At 63.0% G+C, this 20,217-nt stretch carries 20 protein-coding genes and 1 riboswitch; of the genes, 10 read left to right on the top strand and 10 right to left on the bottom strand.

Features of this window, described 5'->3' with window-relative positions; genetic code table 11:
• The first annotated feature begins 6 nt into the window (after positions 1–6).
• Positions 7–564, top strand: coding sequence for a retropepsin-like aspartic protease family protein (locus SP5_RS12680; RefSeq protein ID WP_042489229.1), 558 nt, complete (start codon positions 7–9; stop codon positions 562–564).
• 149 nt (positions 565–713) lie between these two features.
• A complete protein-coding gene (locus SP5_RS12675; protein ID WP_042489226.1) occupies positions 714–2,144 on the top strand; it encodes an ISNCY family transposase in 1,431 nt (476 codons plus the stop codon).
• A gap of 64 nt (positions 2,145–2,208) precedes the next feature.
• On the opposite strand, the gene SP5_RS12670 is transcribed toward SP5_RS12675, so the two are convergent.
• From SP5_RS12670 to SP5_RS12655, 4 genes are all read right to left on the bottom strand, one after another.
• On the bottom strand, positions 2,209–2,691 hold the full coding sequence (locus tag SP5_RS12670; RefSeq protein WP_007406258.1) for a c-type cytochrome: 483 nt from the start codon (positions 2,689–2,691) through the stop codon (positions 2,209–2,211).
• 14 nt (positions 2,692–2,705) lie between these two features.
• On the bottom strand, positions 2,706–3,941 hold the full coding sequence (locus tag SP5_RS12665) for a molybdopterin-dependent oxidoreductase (RefSeq protein ID WP_007406293.1): 1,236 nt from the start codon (positions 3,939–3,941) through the stop codon (positions 2,706–2,708).
• A gap of 89 nt (positions 3,942–4,030) precedes the next feature.
• Positions 4,031–5,182: a TDT family transporter gene (locus SP5_RS12660; RefSeq protein ID WP_007406242.1), complete on the bottom strand. Its 1,152-nt coding sequence runs from the start codon at positions 5,180–5,182 to the stop codon at positions 4,031–4,033.
• Complete coding sequence (locus SP5_RS12655) at positions 5,179–6,051, bottom strand: LysR family transcriptional regulator (RefSeq protein WP_042489223.1); 873 nt, start codon at positions 6,049–6,051, stop codon at positions 5,179–5,181. The genes SP5_RS12660 and SP5_RS12655 overlap by 4 nt, the downstream gene beginning before the upstream one ends.
• 146 nt (positions 6,052–6,197) lie before the next feature.
• Between SP5_RS12655 and SP5_RS12650 the strand changes: the two genes are divergently transcribed.
• Positions 6,198–7,265: a molybdopterin-dependent oxidoreductase gene (locus tag SP5_RS12650; protein WP_042489220.1), complete on the top strand. Its 1,068-nt coding sequence runs from the start codon at positions 6,198–6,200 to the stop codon at positions 7,263–7,265.
• On the top strand, positions 7,262–7,774 hold the full coding sequence (locus SP5_RS12645; protein WP_007406274.1) for an MgtC/SapB family protein: 513 nt from the start codon (positions 7,262–7,264) through the stop codon (positions 7,772–7,774). Before SP5_RS12650 ends, SP5_RS12645 begins: the two co-directional genes overlap by 4 nt.
• A 51-nt stretch (positions 7,775–7,825) precedes the next feature.
• On the opposite strand, the gene SP5_RS12640 is transcribed toward SP5_RS12645, so the two are convergent.
• The 4 genes from SP5_RS12640 to SP5_RS12625 are packed head-to-tail and all read right to left on the bottom strand — an operon-like array spanning position 7,826 to position 10,910.
• Positions 7,826–8,596: an anti-sigma factor family protein gene (locus SP5_RS12640; protein ID WP_007406229.1), complete on the bottom strand. Its 771-nt coding sequence runs from the start codon at positions 8,594–8,596 to the stop codon at positions 7,826–7,828.
• Positions 8,593–9,102, bottom strand: coding sequence for an RNA polymerase sigma factor (locus SP5_RS12635; protein ID WP_007406239.1), 510 nt, complete (start codon positions 9,100–9,102; stop codon positions 8,593–8,595). The genes SP5_RS12640 and SP5_RS12635 overlap by 4 nt, the downstream gene beginning before the upstream one ends.
• Before the next feature lies 1 nt (position 9,103).
• A complete protein-coding gene (locus SP5_RS12630) occupies positions 9,104–10,543 on the bottom strand; it encodes a YncE family protein (protein WP_007406255.1) in 1,440 nt (479 codons plus the stop codon).
• A gap of 1 nt (position 10,544) precedes the next feature.
• Positions 10,545–10,910: a DUF305 domain-containing protein gene (locus tag SP5_RS12625; protein ID WP_219994278.1), complete on the bottom strand. Its 366-nt coding sequence runs from the start codon at positions 10,908–10,910 to the stop codon at positions 10,545–10,547.
• A gap of 163 nt (positions 10,911–11,073) precedes the next feature.
• Positions 11,074–11,150, top strand: a riboswitch (Fluoride riboswitch).
• Between the two features lie 23 nt (positions 11,151–11,173).
• Here SP5_RS12625 and SP5_RS12620 point away from each other — a divergent pair.
• The 4 genes from SP5_RS12620 (at position 11,174) to SP5_RS19225 (ending at position 15,758) form a co-directional block, all read left to right on the top strand.
• Entirely contained in the window at positions 11,174–12,532 is a 1,359-nt protein-coding gene (locus SP5_RS12620; protein ID WP_042489218.1) for a voltage-gated chloride channel family protein, read from the top strand.
• On the top strand, positions 12,489–12,941 hold the full coding sequence (locus tag SP5_RS12615; RefSeq protein ID WP_204200589.1) for a DUF190 domain-containing protein: 453 nt from the start codon (positions 12,489–12,491) through the stop codon (positions 12,939–12,941). Before SP5_RS12620 ends, SP5_RS12615 begins: the two co-directional genes overlap by 44 nt.
• 275 nt (positions 12,942–13,216) lie before the next feature.
• Positions 13,217–14,596, top strand: a complete 1,380-nt coding sequence (locus tag SP5_RS12610; protein ID WP_042489215.1) for an ISNCY family transposase — start codon at positions 13,217–13,219, stop codon at positions 14,594–14,596.
• Positions 14,597–14,729: 133 nt separating this feature from the next.
• Positions 14,730–15,758 carry a hypothetical protein gene (locus tag SP5_RS19225; RefSeq protein WP_167334710.1) on the top strand — a complete coding sequence of 343 codons (1,029 nt, stop codon included), beginning with the start codon at positions 14,730–14,732 and terminating at the stop codon, positions 15,756–15,758.
• 101 nt (positions 15,759–15,859) lie between these two features.
• Here the strand turns inward: SP5_RS19225 and SP5_RS19220 are convergent, their stop codons facing one another.
• Positions 15,860–16,285 carry a hypothetical protein gene (locus SP5_RS19220; RefSeq protein WP_157013713.1) on the bottom strand — a complete coding sequence of 142 codons (426 nt, stop codon included), beginning with the start codon at positions 16,283–16,285 and terminating at the stop codon, positions 15,860–15,862.
• Between the two features lie 495 nt (positions 16,286–16,780).
• Here SP5_RS19220 and SP5_RS12605 point away from each other — a divergent pair, with 495 nt between their 5' ends.
• Positions 16,781–17,524, top strand: coding sequence for a hypothetical protein (locus SP5_RS12605; RefSeq protein WP_157013712.1), 744 nt, complete (start codon positions 16,781–16,783; stop codon positions 17,522–17,524).
• A 112-nt stretch (positions 17,525–17,636) separates the two neighbouring features.
• On the opposite strand, the gene SP5_RS12600 is transcribed toward SP5_RS12605, so the two are convergent.
• The gene (locus SP5_RS12600) at positions 17,637–18,026 is read right to left on the bottom strand and encodes a hypothetical protein (RefSeq protein WP_042489210.1); all 390 of its coding nucleotides are present in this window, start codon (positions 18,024–18,026) and stop codon (positions 17,637–17,639) included.
• Between the two features lie 461 nt (positions 18,027–18,487).
• On the opposite strand from SP5_RS12600, the gene SP5_RS12595 reads away from it, so the two are divergent.
• On the top strand, positions 18,488–19,906 hold the full coding sequence (locus SP5_RS12595) for an ISNCY family transposase (protein WP_042489207.1): 1,419 nt from the start codon (positions 18,488–18,490) through the stop codon (positions 19,904–19,906).
• Positions 19,907–20,217 lie beyond the last annotated feature (311 nt).

Below are 20,217 nucleotides of genomic sequence, written 5' to 3'. Positions count from 1 at the left end.
CGGGCCATGGACATCGTCTATTATGGCCTGATCCTTCTGTTACCGCTTAGCGCACTGGCAGCTCGGCGTATTCCGATCAGCCAAGCGATGCGGATGGGGCTGATCTGGATCGGGATATTCAGCGCCGCTTTCCTCGTCATCGCGCAGCGCGACCGCCTGACAGGCCTTTGGCCTCGTCAGGCTATGCCGAATGGCTTGGTTCGCATCCCGGTAGCGGACGACGGGCATTTTTATGCAAATGTCCGCATCAACGGGGTCGAGCGCCGGATGCTCATCGACAGCGGTGCGACAACGACCGCTTTGTCCGAAGCAACCGCTCGCGCCGCAGGATTAAATGTCAACGAAAGCCCGTTCGGCAGCCTGATCGAAACCGCCAACGGCCGCGTAACGGCATCCCATGTCACCATTGCCGAACTTTCCATCGGCGCAATCCATCTGCAGGGTGTCGGCGCCGATGTGTCGTCGAGCTTTGGCGATCAGGATATCATCGGCATGAACGTGCTGCGGCGGTTAAGGTCATGGCGGGTAGAGCAAGGATCGATGGTCCTGAACGCTACGCCCTAACGTCTTAACATAATATGTATTATCACTTTTGAGTTGTTGTAAGCGCCAAATACAAATGACACCACTCCGCTAGATAGAAACGGCACTGCTGATGCTGTCAGCGGGTCGCCGGTGTCATAGCCTTCCTCGGCAACGAGGACGGGCATGGTATGACGGTGCTGGCGATGAGTGCTGCTGAGATCACCCGGTTCGACACGCTGATGCGGCTTGATCGCGGCGAGATTCGGACTGCGGATGCAATGGAACTGCTGGGCCTCCAACGGCGGCAAGTTTACCGGCTGCTCGATCGCCTTCGACAGGAAGGTGCTGCCGGCCTCGTGTCGCGCAAGCGCGGGCGGCCGAGCAACCGGCGTTACAGCGACGCCTTTCGCGCCGAAGTCGTTGCGCTCGTGCGAGAGAACTACGCCGACTTCGGGCCAACGCTTGCGCGCGAATACCTCGCAGAGCGACACGGCCTGGGCCTCTCGTGCGAGACGCTGCGCCAGATCATGATGGAGGCTGGTCTGTGGAAGGACCGCGCCGCGAGACGCCCTCGCCCCTACCAGCCACGCTATCGGCGTGATTGTCGCGGCGAGCTCGTCCAGGTCGACGGTTCGAAACACTGGTGGTTCGAGGACCGCGGCCCGCAATGCACGCTGCTGGTGTTCATCGACGATGCCACGAGCGAGTTGATGCACCTCGAGATGGTCGAGAGCGAAAGCACCTTCTCGTACATGCGGGCGACGCGGACGTATCTCGAGCGGCACGGCAAGCCGGTCGCCTTCTATACAGACAAGCACAGCGCCTTCCGCAACAACACGGCCTCGGCAAACGGCGATGGGATGACCCATCTTGGGCGCGCGCTGGACCGGCTGAACATCGAGCTGATCTGCGCGAACTCGCCGCAGGCGAAGGGCCGTGTCGAGCGCGCCAATGCCACGCTGCAGGACCGGCTCGTGAAGGCGATGCGGCTCCACCGCATCAACACCATCGACGAAGCCAACGCCTTCCTCCCCTCCTATATGGCGCAGCACAATCAACGGTTCGCCAAGGCGCCCTTCGACCCGCGCGATCTGCACCGGCCGCTCGCCATCCACGAGAACCTCGAAGCCGAGATGGTCTGGCGCGAGCAGCGCACCGTCACCGGCGCCCTCACCCTCCATTACAACAAGGCGATGTTCATCCTGGAGCCGTCCCCGGTCGCACAGGGCCTCGCCCGCAAGAAGGTAGATGTGTGCGAGTTTCCGGATGGCCGGCTCGAGATCCAGCACGACGGCGAAGTCCTGCCCTATCGCGTATTCGACAAGATGCGCCGGGTGAACCAAGCGCCGGTGGTCGACAATAAGCACCTGGACGCGGCCTTGGCCCTCGCCCACGCCATCCAGCAGGTGCAGCCGCACCACGCCAAGCGCAACAACAACGAGCCTGCGCGTACCGCTCAGCCCGGCGGGATGTTCAAGCCCCCCTCGCCCGTGCCCCCTGGACCAAAGCTGGATCGCCGCAAGCTGGGCAATCAGCGCCTGAAGCGAGGCCCTCGCCTTTCCAACGACGATCTCGTTGCGCGCGGCCTCGGCGAGTACGTCCGCCAGCAGACAGGATGACGGGATACCGCGCCTGCCGGCGTCTCGAAAACGATGGTATTTCGGGATTATGGAAGTAGATCGGTTAGCCGGTTCCACCTGAGACATCAGGAGCCACTTTGGGGTCCGGGTCCTGCGCCTTGCCGGTCGCGGGTGCCACCTTCTGGCTCGGCATAGCGGTGAGATAAGCAACGATCGCATCGACGTCCTTCTCGGCCACTGGCGCCTTATACACCTCACGCATCTTGGTGACGGTCGCCTTCCACTGATCCGCCGATAGCGCAGGCTGGGTCAGCGCCATGCTGGCTGAGTGGCACGAGGTGCAATTGGCATTGATGACGTCGGCGTGCGGACCGTCGGGGTAGGTCGCGTCGTCGGCCGGCAGGTCGACGCTGGTCGAGGCAAGCGAGAAGCCGCGCGCTGACACGCTGGCGGCCGGTGCCGGCTCAGACATCTCGGAGATCGGAACGGGCGCCTTGCGGCTGCTCGGCGCGCCGATCGAGACGAGGATGATGCCGGTCAGGCCGATCAGGCCAGCAGCCATCATGCCGGGAGACGGAGTCTTCATGATTTGCTCGCTCCTCAGGCCGCGATGATGGTGGTGGTTTCAATGTTGCCGCGCATGAACCCGCCGGGATTCCAGATCGGCTTCATCGGCTGAGCGACACCGTTGGTGTTCCAGCAGCGCACCATGATGGGGTTAGGCCCGCGTCTCAGCGGCACCCGCCCGTCCCAGCGCCGGAAGCTGTACCTGCCCTCGTCCGCTCCGAGCGTCGTCCTGTACCAGGTGCGGCCACCGTCCGACGACACATCGACCTTGGCGACGCCGCAATCGCCGCCCATTGCGATGCCGCCGACCGGGATCGACGCTTCATAGGCGATCGCCTGACCATCGGGCAGGCTGGTCATCCAGCTACGCGGGATCATGCGATTGATCGGTACGGTCGGGAAGTCCTTGGCACCGGGCGCGACATTCGCGCCGGGTGTCGCGGGGATCTTGTAGGCCTTGGCCATCCAATACTGGTCGTCAGGGCCGGGCAGTACCTCGATCGCGTTCAGCATCTTGACCCAATAGGTCGAGTACCAGCCCGGCACGATCAGCCGGCAGGGAAAGCCGTTGAGGAGCGGCAGTTGCTCGCCGTTCATGCCGAAGGCGATCATGACCTCGCCGTCGCGGGCATGGTCGATGTCGAGTGCCTTCTCGAAGTCAGGAGCGCCCGCCACGACCGGCTGATCGAGAGCGCCGAAGCGCACCTGCACCGCGCCTGCCTTGACCCCGGCGAGGTCGAGCACGTCGCGCAGGCGAACGCCGAGCCACTTGGCGTTGCCCATCGCGCCATTGCCCCATTGCGCGCCGGCGACGCGCGGCTGGAACAGCCCGCGGCTGTTGCCCGAGCACTGGTTCACCGCCGCCATCTCGACCCGTGGAAGGCGCAGCAGCTGAGCGAGGCTGATCGACAGCGGCCGATTGACGTGGCCGAAGACGTTGAGGCGGAAACTTTCGACGTCGATCGAGGTCGGTATGTCGGCCCAGTGCCAGCGGACGAAGAACTGGTCGTTGGGCGTGAACACCGACTTGTCGAAGACCTCCATCGGCGTCTCCAGCAAGGGTGGATGGACGCGCTGGAGGATCATGCTGCCCTTGCCGGGAAAGGCGCTGGTCATCGGCCGCTCGGCATTGCCGCCGGGCAGCTTCAGGTCGACGAGCTGCTGCGCCAGTGCCGGCGCGGCGGCAAGGCCGGCGGTGCCGAGCGCGGCATGGCTGAGGAAGCGGCGACGGCTGGTCTCACTCGCCAGCCCGGCGTCGAAATTGTCCATGACAAGGCTCTCCTGTGGCCAGTCACGCTGGCGGATCGAAGGGGCATTCTGCAAGTGATCGGACCGACTGATCCGATCATCATGGCGGATCAGTTCGGGGTGGCGATGCAGGGCGAGACGAACAGGTTGCCCCGCCATGCACCGGCTAGCGTCTTGGCACCGACCAGCAGCCACATCGCCGCGAGCGCAACCGTCAGCACCGTGCCGACGATACCGAAAAACATAAGGTTCAGCGTCGTGCCGAGGCGGAAGGTGGCGACGGTGTAGACGCCGAGCGGGAAGGTGTAGCCCCACCAGCCGAGGTTGAACGGCACGCCCGCGCGCCAGTAGCGGATGGTGATAAGCGTCGCGAGCGCCAGCCACCACAGGCCGAAACCCCAAAGGCAGAGCCCGGCGACAACGCCGATCCCCTGCGCGACGGTGCCGACGCCGGCTAGCCCGTGCGCGGTGAGGATCGCCGGCGCATCCGCGCCGAGCACCAGCATGCCCAGAGCACCCGTGCCGATCGGCCCCAGCGCCAGCCAGGAAGATGCCGCCATGCTTTCATGCGGCAACTTGTGGAGTGCCATGCGCAGGATGAGGATGGCGAGGATGCCAAACGCGACCGGCACCGAATAGGCCCACAGCACATAGGAGGTCGCGAGCGTCACTATCTGCGCGTGGGGATCGGTTAGATGCGGCGCGAGCAGCCCGCCGCTGGCGCCCGCCACTTCGGCAGCGACGACCGGCAGCAGCCATACGGCGGTCATGCCGTCCAGGCTGTGCTCGTGGCGGGTAAACATCAGGTAGGGGATCAGCACGCCGCAGGCGAGCGACATGGCGACGTCGATCCACCACAGGATATGCGCGACCGGCACGATGCCATTTCCGAACCGCGCGATGCCGAAGGCGAGACAGCCGTTGATGATCGTCGCCAGCCCCATCGGAATGGTCCCGATGAACATCGACACGGTGTTGTGCCCGAAGATGCGCCGCGCCTCGTGCCCGAACATCACCCAGCGCGCGCCATAGAGGCCGGCGAACAGCGCGAAGAGCGCGATATTGAAGAACCACAACACCTCGCCGACAGGTTTAAGCGAAGGCCCGATGCCGGGCACCTGCGGCAGCGCGAGGGCAAGGATGCCCGTGCCCATCGTCGCGGCGAACCAGTTGGGCGTGAACTGGCGGATCATCTCGCGGGGGTGATCGAGCCGGCTGAGCGGCTTGAGGCCGCTGAGAACGGAGTGCGTGTCGGCAGTCATGCGACCTGCTCCTTGATGAGATCCGTCAGCGCGTCGGCCGCGCGGGTGCGATAGCGTTCCTTGTGGCGCAGCGCGTGAAAGGCGCGGTCGGGCAGCCCGAGCGGCAGCTCGACGAGATCGCCAGCCTTGAGCGCGCGCGCGACGACCAATCGCGACAAGACGGCAACGCCGGCACCGGCCTCAACGGCGGTGCGCACCGCCTCGTTGGACGGCAGCGTCATCGCTATCGTCAGCTGAGCCGGATCAAACCCGCGCGTTCGCAGCACGTCCTCGAAAGTCGAGCGCGTACCCGATCCCTGCTCACGGACGATCCAGCGTGTAGTGCGCAGCCAGATCTCGTCGATGCGTTCGGCTTCCTCGCGGCCGACCAGCACCATTGGGTCATGCCCGACATTCCAGTGGGCAAGCGCCGGTTCGTCCACCTCGCCCTCGACAAAGCCGAGTTCCGCCGCGCCGCTCAACACCTGCGCTGCCGCGCCTTCGGTGTTGTCGATCGCCAGCTCGACCGCGATCTGTGGGTGGCGTTCGTGGAAGGCGGCGAGCTTTGCCGGCAACCAATAGCTCGCGATCGTCTGGCTGGCGACGATCCGCAACGAACCACGCGCGAGCCCGGCATAGTCCGCGAGCATCGTCTCGGCATGCGCTGCCCGCCCCAGCACCGCGCGCGCTTCCTCCAGAAAGCCGCGGCCTGCCTCGGTAAGCTGGATGCCACGCCCGACGCGGTGGAACAGCGGAACGCCGTAGCGCGCTTCGAGGGCCGCAACCGCCCCGGAGGCAGCAGACTGCGTGACGTTCAGCGCCTCCGCTGCCTTGGTGACGTGTTCGCGCTCCGCGACACCGACGAATATTCTGAGCTGCTCCAAAGTCATGCAGCATATATCGCGTACTTAGATCGATACGACCAACCGTTTGATATGGTCATTCCAATCTGGATATCGGAATGGTCGGCAGCCTTTCGTCTGCGATGGTCTCGAAGACTTGAAGCGTTACGCGTGCCCGCGACGTTTGATCGTCCATGACCGATATGATCGAGCGCAGTTCTGATCCCTACAATGCCGAGCCGACGCCCGGTGCGTTGATCGAGCGGTTCCTGACGCCGCAGGCGCTGTTCTACGTGCGCAGCCACGGGCCAGTGCCGGATCTGCCCGCCAATCATCGGATCGAGGTGAGCGGGAGGGGCATGGCGAGCCGCTTCTTCTCGGTGCAGGAACTGAAGAGCACGTTTGCCACGCGCACGGTAACGGCGGTTCTCCAGTGCGCCGGCAACCGGCGTACCGATCTCCAGCAGGTCGCCAACACCTCCGGCGATCCGTGGGACGTAGGCGCGATCGGCAATGCGGAGTGGACCGGCGTACGCTTGGCCGATGTGCTCGATGCGGTCGGCGCGCCGGATGCGTCCGAGCTGTTCGTGGCGTTCACCGGCGCGGACGAGGTGGACGTGGAGGGTGAAGAAGCCTTGTTCGGGGTATCGATCGCCATGAGCAAGGCGCGGGAGCCCGACGTACTCCTCGCCTGGGCGATGAATGGCGAGCCGCTGACGCCCGAACATGGCGCCCCGCTCCGCATGGTGGTGCCTGGCTATGCCGGGGTCCGCAGCGCCAAATGGCTGACACGGATCGAGGTGCGTGAAACGCCCTCCGAGGCACCGATCCAGGCGCACGACTACAAGCTCTTCCCCGCCGCTGTGACGAGCGACACCGTCGACTGGAGCCAGGGTCTGACGATCAATGCCATGCCGCTCAACGCCGCGATCCGCTCGCCCGGTGCGGGCGAGAGTTTGGCCGCCGGAGAGGTGCGGATTGAGGGATATGCCATTGCCTATGACCGCCGTATTTCTCGGATCGAAGTGTCGGTGAACGGCGGTCGCGACTGGCAACAGGCGACCTTCGCCGATGATCCGGAGACGCGCTGGGGCTGGCGGCGCTGGATCCTTGACGCCACACTTGCCAAGGGACGCCAGCACCTTGTCGCCCGTGCCTTCGACGAGACCGGGCAGGGACAGCCCGAGCGGCCGGATACGATGTGGAACTTCGCCGGCTATCTGTGCACCGCCTGGCATCACGTTCACGTGCTGGTCGAATGATCGAAGCATCAGCGGCACCGGACGTCGCTTTCTGGATCGATGCGATTGGCCGGCTGGTGGTGGCGACCGCGGCCGGGATGGTGCTCGGCTGGGAACGCTCGCGTGAGAACCGGCAGATCATGGGCCTGCGGACGCTGGGTCTGGTCGGTCTGGCGAGTTGCATCGCCGTTCAGGCGATCGTGCATAGTGGCTTGCCGAACGTGAACGCCGATGCCGCAGGACGGGCGATGCAGGGCATTCTGTCCGGCGTCGGCTTCATCGGTGCCGGTGCGGTGCTGCGGGTCGGCCAGGGTCAGGAAGTGCATGGATTGGCGACCGCCGCGTGCATCTGGGTGACAGCCACGATCGGCGCGGCAGCAGGGTTGGCGGTGTGGCCGCTCATCATCGGCGGGGTGAGCCTTGCAATGCTCGTCCTGTTCGTCGGCGCGCCGCTGGAACGCCGCATCCGCGAGCGAGCCCGTCTGACGCCGGCCGAGACCGACAGGAAGGATGTCGAGCGCAAGCCGTGATCGCGCTGGACCGCCCGGTGCCCGTCGGCGCCGGGAGGCGGCAAGGCGCTATCAGGACACAAGCGCGGCATCTGCCTGACGCCGGACTTCATCGGCGATCGGATGCAGTTCGGCCGCGGGTCGCTCGCCCACCACACTATAGCCGATCCCGTCGACCGCCCATGTGACCCGGCCCATGGTCCCGCTGGACGTGCTGGTCATGCTCGCGGTCTTGTCGATCTGCATGGGCCTCGTCAGCACCGCAAGTTTCGACGCTTGCGGTCCGTCGTAGAGGAGCAGTGCCGCAGGGCCGTGGGGCGTCGCGACCAGTCGCCCCCCGCCATAGCGATAGCCGGCCGTGCTGAGGTCCGGGATCGTGACGCGCTCACCCAATCGAGCGGAGGTCCATCGGATCAGCATGGCGCGCTGGTCGGGGCCGATCTCCGCCGGTCGTATCCGGTCGGCGGCATAGACACGGAAATTATCACTCGCCTCGTTGGCCAGCGCCGCGATGCCCGCGCGGGGTTCGCCGCTCCACCGCGCGCTCGACCAGCCACCGCCAAACCCCAACGCCAGCAGAAGTGACGCGGCGATGGCGAGCTGCCAACGCGGTTGCCGTTGCCGTCCCCTGATCGCTGCCACGCGCATCGTCGCCGGGATCGGTTCATCCGCGACGGGGGCGAACAGGGATGCAAGGGCTCGCGCCTGCTCCGCCTGCTCTCGCACACGGGCATGCACGTCCGGCTGGCCTTCAAGATAGGCGTCGACCAGGCGCTGCCGCTCGGGCGACAGCCTGCCATCGATCCATGCGGCCAGATCGTCCTCGCCGATCGGGCTGGTCATTGCACGCTCCTCAATCGCGGCCGTTCACCCTCCCGGAGGAGGGTCGCCAGACGGTCGCGCCCCCGCGATATGCGCGACATTACCGTGCCCAGCGGCACGCCGACTACGGCAGCGACCTCCGCATAGGGCAGGCCCTCGACCGAGACCAGGAGCAGCACCGTTCGCTGTTCTTCAGGCAACGCATCAAGCGCGCGCAGCAGGTCGCGGTGGTGCAGGCCTGTGTCCTGATCGGCCGGGCGGCCGAGCGCGGCGTCGTCCACGAGGTGGAGCGGAACCGCCGTACCTCGCCGGCTATGCTGCCGCTGATGATCGACCAACAAATTGTGCAGGATCGCATAGACCCACGGGCGGACCTCCGCACCCCGTCGCTGTCGCCAGCGCCCGACCGCGCGCTCCAGGCAATCCTGCACCACGTCATCCGCCATCACCCGGTCGCGCAACCACGACCGGGCATAGCGGCGCAGCCCGGGGATCAGCGGTTCGATCGCGGCGGCAAGCGGGTCCATCTCAGTCGCGCTGCACCTGCACGATGCGCCCCGGCGCGCCGTTCACCACCTCCGCAACCGCCAGAAAGCGCCGGGGTGTCGCGGTGCTGCCCTGAACGATCTGGCGGATCGGACCCGATGCGTTGACGATCGCCGCACCTGCCGGGTTGCTCATGAAGTTCGCAAGCGGCTCTACAGCGCCGCTGCCGTCCGCATTGGCGGTCAGTACGAGCATGTAAGGCTTCTTGGGCTGCAAACCGGTAACGGCACTCTGCACGACCTGAATGATGCCCTGGTCGAAGAGGGTGATGCTGCTTGCCGTACCTTTGCCGCCAATCGGCCCCATGGTCAGATGCAGCGCCTTGCCCGCTGTGCCGAGCGGCTGGAGATTGTCGGTGCCGGGGCCTGTCGGAACTGCGTTCGACACATAGGCGATCGCCTGCGGTGCCTGTCCGACCGGCACGGTAGCGACGACCGTGTTGCCGGCAGTGTCGATCGCGGCCAGCTCATCGGAATTCTCTAGCCCGACATAAACGCGCCGGCCGTCGCCCGATGGCCAAACACCGTGCGGCATCTTGCCGACCGGAATTGTTGCCACCGGCGTGAAGTCGGACGTGCGGAACACCTTGACCACATTCTCTCCGCCGACCGTCACATACGCGAACTGCCCCTTGGCCGTGCGGGCGAAATTGACATGGTTCGTGATAGGCCCGGTATCCAGCACCTTCAGGATCGCGAAGGGTGGCCGAGCATCGAATGCGACCGTCTTGCCGATGTCCTTCAGCGTAAACCACACTTGCTTGCCGTCCGGCGTCGCGGCGATGTTGGGGCAGAAGGGGCTTGGCTGCGCCACCTGTCCGACCTGCGCGTGGGTCGCGACATCGAACACAGCCAATACCGGATTGAACGAAGAGCAGACATAGCCGTACCGGCCATCGGGAGAGAAGATCGTCATGCCCGGACCACCGGGCGTCTTGATGCGCCCCGTCTCCTTGTACGTCGTGGGGTCGAGCACGGCGATATAATCCTCGCCGCGGACCGTGACCCACACCTCCTTGCCGTCCGGCGTGAAGAACGCCTCGTGCGGACTGCGCCCGACATAGGTCGTGTGCTTGACGGTGTTGGTGGCGGTGTCGATCCACGACACGGCGTTCGATCCGATCGACACGACCGCCAAGGTCTTCCCGTCCGGCGAGAAGCCCAGGCCGTGAACCAGCACCTGTCCCTTGTAGAGCGGGGAGAAGTTCATCGGCTGGGGATCGCCGAGTTTGATGACGCCGAGCAGCCGGTTGTCGGCCGGGTCGGTCACCGACACCGTGTTGGAGAATTGTTCAGACGCATAGACGCGGTCGCGGTGGCTGACGGGCATGTCCTTAGCGTTCCACGGCGCCTGCTGGGCCATGGCGAGGCCCGGTGCGGCGCTCATCAGCAAGGCGGCCGAGCGCAGGATGGTCCGGATCATGTCAGTGCTCCATAGGGCTATGGTGGTCGCCGCCCTGCGTCGGGGCTGGCGTCGAAGGCGGTAGCGGCTGGCCGATCGCCAGCTTCATGGCGGCGATCTCCTGCTGCTGATCGATGATGATTTCCTGCGCGATGCGCTTGAGCTGCTCGTTATGGCCGTAGCGCAGCTCCGCCACCGCCATATCGATGGCACCCTGATGATGCGGAAGCATCATCGCCACGAAGTCGCGGTCGACGTCACCGGACGGCTTGACCATCATGCCCGCCATCATCCGGTCCATCGCGACAGACATCATGGTAGCGTAGCCATCGGCGGGGGCGGCCGCGACTGCGCCGGTAAGTAGGGCCGAAGCCGTCAGACCCAGCATCCAATCTCGTCTACGCATAAGCCTCCAGCGCATCGGTCTCGAAAGCGTAGACGATGCTCGTCGGGGTTTATTCCGTGGCCAAAGCCATTTTATCGGTCCTCACCAAAACGATAGTCTCATGCTTCTGCGGTTGGTTGACCGGGTCGCGGTCGGACAGCATATGCGCAGGCACGGCGATGGATTTCCGCCGGGCCATTCGGTCGAACCGCCCTCGCAAGGGCCGATGATTCCTACCAGGCGCCGCAAGGCAGCAAGGAGGAATCGTGCGCGCGACATTTCGCAATCTCTATGACCAGTTCAACATGGCAGCGTTCATTCGCGATCGCCGCACCCATGCCACGTCGGTACTGCGGTGGGCTTTGATCCTGGTCCCGATGGCCGCAGCGGTGGGAACGCTCTGCGCGGCCTTCCTGCGGAGCCTCGACGCCGTAACCCGGCTTCGCTTCGCCTTTCCCTGGCTGCTCTACCTGCTGCCGATCGGCGGGTTCGTGGTCGGACTGCTCTACCATCTGACAGGGCGCTCGGTCGAAGGCGGCAACAACCTCATCGTCGAGCAAATCCACGAACCGGGGGGCGGCGTGCCGCTGCGCATGGCTCCGCTCATCTTCTTCGGCACGGTCGTGACACATCTGTTCGGGGGATCGGCGGGACGTGAAGGCACCGCCGTGCAGTTGGGCGGCAGTCTTGCCAGCGGGTTTGGACGCGCGCTCAGATTGGATGCGGAAGCGACACGCACCCTCCTTATGACCGGGATCGCGGCTGGGTTCGGCGCGGTCTTCGGGACGCCGATTGCGGGCGCGGTCTTTGCACTGGAGGTGCTGGCGATCGGTCGGGTCGAGTATCGCGCGCTGGTGCCATGCCTGGTCGCGGCGCTGGTCGGTGACTGGACCTGTCTTGCCTGGGGCATTCATCACGGCGTCTACCATGTCGATGCGCTGGTGCCGGTCGACGCGCTGCTCGTCGCCAAGGCCGGTGTCGCCGGCATTGCCTTCGGTCTGACCGGGCTGACCTTTGCCGAGGCCAATCACGCGCTGGGCGGATGGTTGAAGCGCGTGATCCCCTATGGCCCACTACGACCCGTTATCGGCGGGCTGGCCGTGATTGCGCTGGTCTGGCTGCTCGGAACCCGCGACTATCTTGGCCTGGGTACGCTCGCCGCGACACCGGACAGCCTGACCATCGCCAGCTTCTTTGGTCCCGATACGCACTCGTGGAGCTGGGCGCTGAAGCTGCTCTTTACCGTCGTGACCCTGAGCGCGGGCTTCAAGGGGGGCGAGGTCACGCCGCTGTTCTTTATCGGCGCGGCGCTCGGCAATGCGCTCGCGCCGATGTTCGGAGTACCGTCGGGGCTATTCGCAGCGATCGGCTTCGTCGCGCTGTTCGCGGGCGCGGCCAACACACCGCTGGCTTGCACGTTCATGGGGATCGAGTTGTTCGGCGCGGCCTATGCGGTGCCGATCGCAGTCGCGTGCTTCGTCGCCTACCTCTGCTCAGGCCACAACGGCATCTACCTGTCGCAGCGCGTCGCTGTGCCAAAGGTACCTGCCGCACACCTCACACCCGACGCGACCCTGCGCGATGCCCGCACGCACCGCGCTTCTCGCCGGCGCACGCGCGCCTGATCCTGTTTCCTGTCGAAAGCCCGTCATGCCCAATCGTTTCACCGTCCATCACCGCGAAGTCGGGATGCTGCGCATCTATCTGAAACCGTCCGACAAGATCGGCCCGCGTCGCTTCTGGGGGGCAAAGCCGCTCTATCGCGAGCTGATTCGCACCGCGAAGGCGGACGGCATCATCAACGCCGTCGCGCAAAATACCCATTACGGCTTCAGCAATCACGAACCGATCCGGGAGAACGGCTCGGAAATTGCCGATCCGCATCTGACGATCTGTGTCGAACTGGTCGGCGATCGCGATCAGCTCGACCTCTTCTGTCGCCGGCATGGAGATCTGATCGGCGACAAGGTGATCGTCTACAAACGACTGGAGCATTGGACTATCACGCGCAAAACTGAGCTAACCAGAGCCTGATCGGCGTTCCCGTAAAGGAAGGTCGGCCGGCACGATGTCACACCGACGAGTGCGCTGTGGGCCGCTCAGGCGGCGCGTTTTCCCGAAATATGTTCCCGATTGCCTTTTCCCGAAATGCGGTATCGGACATGGAGTTTCGGGAAAGGCAGAGCGCCTGAAAACCGGCGTGACCGAGCCCGCTGCTGTCGCAGCGGGTCCCGAGTCAGGAGCCGAGAGTTGGCCGCATCAGCGGGGGCAGCGCTGCGCTGTGGGATAGCTCCACGCTGCCCCCGCTGATGCGGCTCGGGCGCGGCGAGATCCGGATTGCAGACGCGATGGAACTGCTGGGCCTCCAACGGCGGCAAGTCTACCGGCTGCTCGATCGGCTTCGACAGGAGGGCGCTGCCGGCCTCGTGTCGCGCAAGCGCGGACGCTCGAGCAACCGGCGCTTTAGCGATGCATTCCGCGCCGAGATGGTCGCGCTCGTGCGGGAAAACTATGCCGACTTCGGGCCAACGCTCGCGCGCGAATACCTCGCAGAGCGGCACGGCCTGGGCCTCTCGTGTGAGACGCTGCGGCAGATCATGATGGAGGCGGGCCTTTGGAAGGACCGCGCTGCTAGGTGCCCTCGCCCCTACCAGCCCCGCTATCGGCGTGACTGTCGCGGCGAGCTGGTCCAGGTCGACGGGTCGAAACACCGGTGGTTCGAGGACCGCGGCCCGCAATGCACGCTGCTGGTGTTCATCGACGACGCGACGAGCGAGCTGATGCACGTCGAGATGGTCGAGAGCGAGAGCACCTTCTCGTACATGCGCGCGACGCGGACGTATCTCGAGCGACACGGCAAGCCAGTCGCCTTTTACACGGACAAGCACAGCGCCTTCCGCAACAACACGGCCTCGGCAAACGGCGACGGGATGACCCATCTTGGGCGCGCGCTGGACCGGCTGAACATCGAGCTGATCTGCGCAAATTCGCCGCAGGCGAAGGGCCGTGTCGAGCGCGCCAATGCCACGCTGCAGGACCGGCTTGTGAAGGCGATGCGGCTCCACCGCATCAACACCATCGACGAAGCCAACGCCTTCCTCCCCTCCTACATGGCGCAGCACAATCAACGGTTCGCCAAGGCGCCGTTCGACCCGCGCGATCTGCACCGGCCGCTCGCTATCCACGAGGACCTCGAAGCCGAGATGGTCTGGCGCGAACAGCGCACCGTCACCGGCGCCCTCACCCTCCATTACAACAAGGCGATGTTCATCCTGGAGCCGTCCCCGGCCGCACAGCGCCTCGCCCGCAAGAAGGTGGATGTGTGCGAGTATCCGGATGGCCGGCTCGAGATCCAACACGACGGCGAAGTTTTGCCCTATCGCGTCTTTGACAAGATGCGCCGGGTCAACCAGGCGCCCGTGGTCGACAATAAGCACCTCGACGCGGCGCTGGCCCTCGCTCACGCCATACAGCAAGTGCAGCCGCACCACACCAAGCGCAACAACAACGAGCCTGCGCGTACCGCGCAGCCCGAAGGGATGTTCAAGCCCCCCTCGCCCGTGCCACCTGGGCCGAAGCTGGATCGCCGAAAACTGGGCAATCAGCGCCTGAAGCGAGGCCCTCGCCTCTCAAACGACGAATTCGTCGCGCGCGGCCTGGGAGAGTACGTCCACCAACAGACAGGATAACCCCATGGCGTATCGCCCGCAGTCTCAATATGATCTCTCTGACGATCCCATTCCGGATGGTCAAAAGCGCAGCGGCACCATCATTTTTTGTTGGGTGGGCCAATCACGGTAATGGCTTCGGCTTGCAAACGCGATGCTGTTCGCGAGGTATTCGTGCGCAGCTACTAGCGATGATCGCGGTCAGGCGGCTTTTTTTGAGGCAAATGAGATGCTCCCGCACACGGCAGAGGAAAAACAGTACGTAGAAGAATACTTCCTAGGACAGTCACCAAAAGACACGATTACGTTCCTCCAGAAAGTCTATTCAGAGAATATCATCGGTCACCGTCATGACGTATGGGATGTACACGCAAGCGACGGACGATGGTGGGTCATCACGAACCCGACAAATCTATATTCTCAGACACAGTTCCCGAACATGGATTACGCCGTCACGTTCCACATGGGACTGTGTATACGCATCCCCAGAACCGAGCAGCAGAAAGAGACCGATTTCAACATAAGAGCATTTGCAGATACACTGAACCAAATTGGACAACTCGGAGATGCGTTGCGCCAGTCTGAAAATGTGAGTGATTATCAATCTGTTGGTGTTCGATGTCGAGAGGCACTTTTGAGCTTCGTAGGAGCCGCACAGGATGTGGCTGAATGGGTCGAGAAAGACGCACCAAAGAGGGCCGACTTTCGCGCTTGGACAGAGATATTGTGCAATGTCATGCTCGGCGGGTCAGACCAGAAGGAGCGTAGGCACCTTCTAAAAACACTAATGCTAGAATGTTGGACGTTTTCTAATTGGCTTACACACGCAAAGAAATCCGCTTGGCATGATGCGGAAGCGGCTCAAGGATTAGTTGAGAGCACGATTGGCACAGCCATAAGCACGATCATTAGGCATGTGAGGATGGTTCCCGACGCATGTCCCAAATGCTCTTCTCCACATCTCTACCCAGAAGGAGGGGTTCGGACTGACGCGCCAGATGTTCTTTGGGAAAGGCCAGTGTACGATGATTGCGGCTGGGCTGGCACGCCAGTTGTGGTACGTGAACTTGATCCAGAGGAGGTTCAAGTAATCACTCGGGAGGGTGGTGAGGATACAGGTGAATGTATCGTGCCAGACATTCCCCTCTACAAGCTAGATCGACCGAACGACTCCGAAGACTGAGCGACGCCGGTCATCTAGTCCAAACGATGCACAATAATCCGTAGCATAAACTGCTGCCCGTTGCGCTTGCGCCCTAGCTGCGAGTAGAAGCACCCGGTCAGTTATGCCTCAGAAACGTCAATCCTTGTTTTGTACCGAAGCCATAACTCCTTCTTAAGCGGGTATTTGACGACTTCGTAATCTGGATTTCGAGTCGCTATTCTATGTGCTGCGATACCTACAGCGGCCCCTACACCTACGGTGCCCAGCACGACCATTACGGGAGTTAGAGCTACTGCCGTTGCGATGGGGATTGCCTCACTCAACAGAGCGACACCCCCGGCTGTTGCGGCGGTAGCCGCACCAGATCTCATGCTAGTATACACACGGAAGCGAAGGCCGTTTTCTTCAAGGATCCTCTTTATTACCGCCAAGGCCTCCGATGTATTTCTTGACGTTTTGATCCGAATATCTTCCTTGCGGCTGACCGCTTCACGAACCTTTGCTTCGAAGTCACCTACTGAGTTGAAGCTCACATAATCGGCCATCAAGACCCCCTTGAAGGTTTAACATCCGTTTGAATCTTCCACGCCCTCGTTTCGAGCGCAAGCGCTCTGCTACTTGGACCGAAGCCGTTATTCCAAGGGCAAGCCGAGCGTGGCAGCCCGTTACCGCTGAGGGCCACCGAACGCTCAATGGGGGGGGTACTCTGCGATACGGCATCGGGCATGGAGGCTCGGGAAGATCGGTATCCTAAAATAAGGCCGAACGAGCTCGCTGCTGTCGCAACGGGTCCAGTCTCAGTAGCGGATGTCATCGCATTAACGGGGGTTCCGCCAGATCAAAGTGGTACTTCTACCGCTTCCAATGCATCGTCGGGTCTACGTACGCATTGCTGGGCTCATGGCCGCCCTCGGGCAACGAGGGCTACAATGCGTCTCGGTCAGTCCACTGCTGAAATAGACCCAAACAGAGCGGGGTGACACGGGGTGAGGTAGAACGTAGGCTGCCTTTTTTTCAGGCACCCATTCAGAAGGTCAGCGATGTTTCGGAAATTGTTCGGCACCGGTGGCGTGCCTCAGACACCAGCCTACGAAGTCGGCCAACAGCTTTTCTCGGACGGAATGAAGGCAGCCAGTGAGTATCGCACAGCCGCTGCTATCGCGCTCTACACGCGTTCGTTTGAGGTAAACCCGAATCCGGCACCCCTAATTAATCGTGCAAAATTATATCGCTGGCGACTTCTTTTTGGCGAAGCAATTCGAGACCTCGAGATCGCGATGCGCCTTGACAAGCAACAAGGCGATGAATTTTCTATTCCGTTGGCGAAAGAGCTGCGCGAATGTAAGCTCATCGCTCAGAACCTTTTCAATGGCAAGAAAGACCTATTTGTAACGGATTTGCGCAGCAAGGGGTTTGACCACGTAGCAGGGCGTATCGCTGATTCAATTTTTGATGGCAATGGTCAGCTTCTTGGATATCATCTTGTCAATGAAGTGGACAACATTAAAAAGTTCGAGACGATTTCAGACTTCCCGTCTGTGAGGACGCTCGCGACAAATTGGATGCGGGATCAACGTATGATCGATCAGGTTCTCGCAAATCCTGAGCTGAGTGCAGAATATCACGAGAAGCGAGTTTTGTTTGAGGCGATGGTTTGTGTTTACGACTATCCGGAAATGGCCAAGCTGCGTGATACGATAGTTCGCAAAATATGGTGCCTCTTGAACCCGCCAAGCCAGAGGCAGGCCATATGGGAAGCTAGTCTCCGCAATCCCACTCGTTGATGGGTTTATGCTACTGCCGCGAAAAGAAGGCGCGGGTTCAACACGTTATTGGCTGAGCGGGCCCCGAATGCTGGCGTTCGCCAAAGCTTGAAAAGGCGTCGAGGCGCGCTCTTTAAGCTCGATAATTTGGATCGATCCACCGCCAAAGTCCGTAAAGGAAGATGCCCGCACCGATAGCATACCCAACGATCGCACGGCCATAAAAGCGGCCGTGCGGCATATCCGAACCGCCACTGGTCATCCACCACAGCAACATCAAAAGCGCTGCCCCTCCGCACATGTACAGAAGCGCGCTTTTTCGGGTCATCGCGCGATACGCAGCATTCCCTTCTGCAGCCTTGGCTCTAGCAAGCGCGACTATGGCGGAAAGCTCAGCCGGATCGACCTCCCGGCCCAGCATTTCTACGGTGATATCCGAGTCCGGTATACCCTGACCCAGACGATAGATCGCTCGATTAATGGGCAGCTCGAGTTCGCGTATCCGGTTCTCTGTAAGTGTCACAAAACCTCTCACGGCCGAATGCTATGCTTTTGAAGCCAAGGGTCGACTAGCAATCGCCACCGATCATAAACAACGATTTTGACGGTCAAGGCTTAAAAGATCCCCCATCCCCGAATTGGGCCACCGCCATTGCCGGCCTACGGTTCCGCTCCGCTCCACCTCCGACCGGCAATGGCGGCGAAGACGATGCCTGGCTTACAATCGTCACCGTCCGGCCGGTAACCGGCCACCCCCAGATGGCCCCGCCTCGCTTTCGGCAGGCGCCACGCTGCCCCCGCTTCTACCGGACGGTGTCATTTCTATCTGGCGGAGAATGTGTCTTTTCTAACTGGCGGTAACAAGTTGTGGTGATCACTGTAAGCGCAACGTACAAATGTCACTCATCCGCCAGATAGAGATGTCACAATCTCTGGTCGGCGCCTTCCGAGTGGCATGCCGCCCGAGCAATTGGGGGCACGCTGATGACGGTGGTCGCGATGAGCCGGAGCGAGTTGTCACGGTACGAAACGCTGCAGCGGGTCGAGCGCGGCGAGATCACCGCAAGCGAGGCTGGTGAGCTGCTCAGGCTATGCCGGCGCCAGGTCTATCGGCTGCTCGACCGGTTCCGCGCTGACGGCGCTGCTGGCCTGATATCCCGGAAGCGCGGTCGGCCGAGCAACCGCCGGTTGAGCGAGACCTACCGCGAGCAGATCCTCGGCGTCGTTCGCGAGCGCTATGCCGATTTCGGCCCGACGCTGGCGGCCGAGTACCTCGCGGAGCGCCACGGCATCACGCTGTCGCACGAGACGCTTCGGCAGCTGATGATCAGCGCCGGCCTCTGGAAGGCAAAGGCCGCCAAGCGCGCCCGGCTCCACCAGACCCGCAACCGGCGCGAGCGCCGCGGCGAGCTCATCCAGGTCGACGGTTCGGACCATGACTGGTTCGAGGGCCGCGGTCCTCGCTGCAGCCTGCTGGTCTATATCGACGATGCCACGAGCGAGCTGATGCACCTCGAGATGGCGGAGAGCGAGAGCGCCCTCTCCTACCTGCAGGCGACACGCACCTATCTCGAGCGGCACGGCAAGCCGATCGCCTTCTATTCGGACAAGCACAGCGCCTTTCGGAACAACCGCGCGACGGCCGACGGCGACGGCATGTCGCACCTGGGCCGCGCGCTCGACAAGCTGGGCGTCGAGATCATCTGTGCCAACTCCCCTCAGGCCAAGGGGCGGGTCGAGCGGGCCAACAGCACGCTCCAGAACCGCCTCGTGAAAGCGATGCGGCTTGAAGGCATCTCCTCCATCGAAGAGGCTAACACCTTCCTCCCCTCTTACCTCTTGCGCCACAATGCTCAGTTCGCCTGTCCACCTGCGGATCCTCGGGACGCGCATCGGCCGCTTGCCGCGCACGAGAATGTTGAAGCCGAGATGGTCTGGCGTGTCGAGCGCTCCGTCACCGGCGCTCTGGCGCTCCACTACAATAAGGCGATGTTCATCCTGGAGCCGACGCCCCTGGCGCGGACGCTGGCCCGCAAGCGCGTCCACGTATGCGAATTTCCCGATGGGCGCATCGAGGTGCGGCACGGTGAAGTGGTCCTGCCCTACCGCGTCTACGACAAGATGCAGCGGGTCAACCAGGCCGAGATCGTCGAGAACAAGCGGCTTGGCGCGGCCCTTGCCATGGCGCAGGCCTTGCAAAGCGCCAACCCGCACCACCGGCAGCGGAACAACAATGCGCCAGCTCGCAGCTCACAGTCGGTGGGCGTTTTCGCTACGCCGCGGGTGGTTCTGGATGATGGTCGTTTGGGGAACGAGCCCTCAAAGCGGCGAGGAAGACCGCCCCTCCCCCGCGTTAAGCGTCAGCTGGACACCGCCGCCGGAGAAAAGCAGACTGTCCGCTGATGATGGAAAAGCTGCCGGTCCGCTCTCGCCCAATCCACGTCGTTCAGCGTCGCATTTGTGGAACCCGAAACCCGCCGTTTGTTCATCTCTGCCGGCGAAGCTTTGAACTGATGAGGTGGATGCCCCCTTCATCCGGCATCGTATGATGCCTGAGCGGCGCGACGCTGCGCTGGAGATGGAGGAGCACATGACCGACGTTCACATTCTCGCGATCGATCTTGCCAAGCGCAGCTTCCAGGTCTGCGCGACCGCCGCGGGAGGGGCGTGTGTGGATGCCCCCAGTTTTGCAAGGTGATTTTCAGACGGTTTGG

Origin of the sequence: Sphingomonas parapaucimobilis NBRC 15100 (genome assembly GCF_000787715.1) — a bacterium.
In the GTDB taxonomy this organism is placed as follows: Bacteria; Pseudomonadota; Alphaproteobacteria; order Sphingomonadales; family Sphingomonadaceae; genus Sphingomonas; species Sphingomonas parapaucimobilis.
The sequence above is the reverse complement of the archived record's forward strand: the minus strand, read 5'-3'. Positions and strand labels throughout refer to the sequence as shown.

Bases quoted from the DNA above. Each gene is read 5' to 3' on its own strand.
- SP5_RS12680 (WP_042489229.1), top strand. From the start codon at position 7: ATGGACATCGTCTATTATGGCCTGATCCTTCTGTTACCGCTTAGCGCA.
- SP5_RS12675 (WP_042489226.1), top strand. From the start codon at position 714: ATGACGGTGCTGGCGATGAGTGCTGCTGAGATCACCCGGTTCGACACG.
- SP5_RS12670 (WP_007406258.1), bottom strand. From the start codon at position 2,691: ATGAAGACTCCGTCTCCCGGCATGATGGCTGCTGGCCTGATCGGCCTG.
- SP5_RS12665 (WP_007406293.1), bottom strand. From the start codon at position 3,941: ATGGACAATTTCGACGCCGGGCTGGCGAGTGAGACCAGCCGTCGCCGC.
- SP5_RS12660 (WP_007406242.1), bottom strand. From the start codon at position 5,182: ATGACTGCCGACACGCACTCCGTTCTCAGCGGCCTCAAGCCGCTCAGC.
- SP5_RS12655 (WP_042489223.1), bottom strand. From the start codon at position 6,051: ATGACTTTGGAGCAGCTCAGAATATTCGTCGGTGTCGCGGAGCGCGAA.
- SP5_RS12650 (WP_042489220.1), top strand. From the start codon at position 6,198: ATGACCGATATGATCGAGCGCAGTTCTGATCCCTACAATGCCGAGCCG.
- SP5_RS12645 (WP_007406274.1), top strand. From the start codon at position 7,262: ATGATCGAAGCATCAGCGGCACCGGACGTCGCTTTCTGGATCGATGCG.
- SP5_RS12640 (WP_007406229.1), bottom strand. From the start codon at position 8,596: ATGACCAGCCCGATCGGCGAGGACGATCTGGCCGCATGGATCGATGGC.
- SP5_RS12635 (WP_007406239.1), bottom strand. From the start codon at position 9,102: ATGGACCCGCTTGCCGCCGCGATCGAACCGCTGATCCCCGGGCTGCGC.
- SP5_RS12630 (WP_007406255.1), bottom strand. From the start codon at position 10,543: ATGATCCGGACCATCCTGCGCTCGGCCGCCTTGCTGATGAGCGCCGCA.
- SP5_RS12625 (WP_219994278.1), bottom strand. From the start codon at position 10,910: ATGCTGGGTCTGACGGCTTCGGCCCTACTTACCGGCGCAGTCGCGGCC.
- SP5_RS12615 (WP_204200589.1), top strand. From the start codon at position 12,489: ATGCCCGCACGCACCGCGCTTCTCGCCGGCGCACGCGCGCCTGATCCT.
- SP5_RS12610 (WP_042489215.1), top strand. From the start codon at position 13,217: ATGCGGCTCGGGCGCGGCGAGATCCGGATTGCAGACGCGATGGAACTG.
- SP5_RS19225 (WP_167334710.1), top strand. From the start codon at position 14,730: ATGCTGTTCGCGAGGTATTCGTGCGCAGCTACTAGCGATGATCGCGGT.
- SP5_RS19220 (WP_157013713.1), bottom strand. From the start codon at position 16,285: ATGGCCGATTATGTGAGCTTCAACTCAGTAGGTGACTTCGAAGCAAAG.
- SP5_RS12605 (WP_157013712.1), top strand. From the start codon at position 16,781: ATGTTTCGGAAATTGTTCGGCACCGGTGGCGTGCCTCAGACACCAGCC.
- SP5_RS12595 (WP_042489207.1), top strand. From the start codon at position 18,488: ATGACGGTGGTCGCGATGAGCCGGAGCGAGTTGTCACGGTACGAAACG.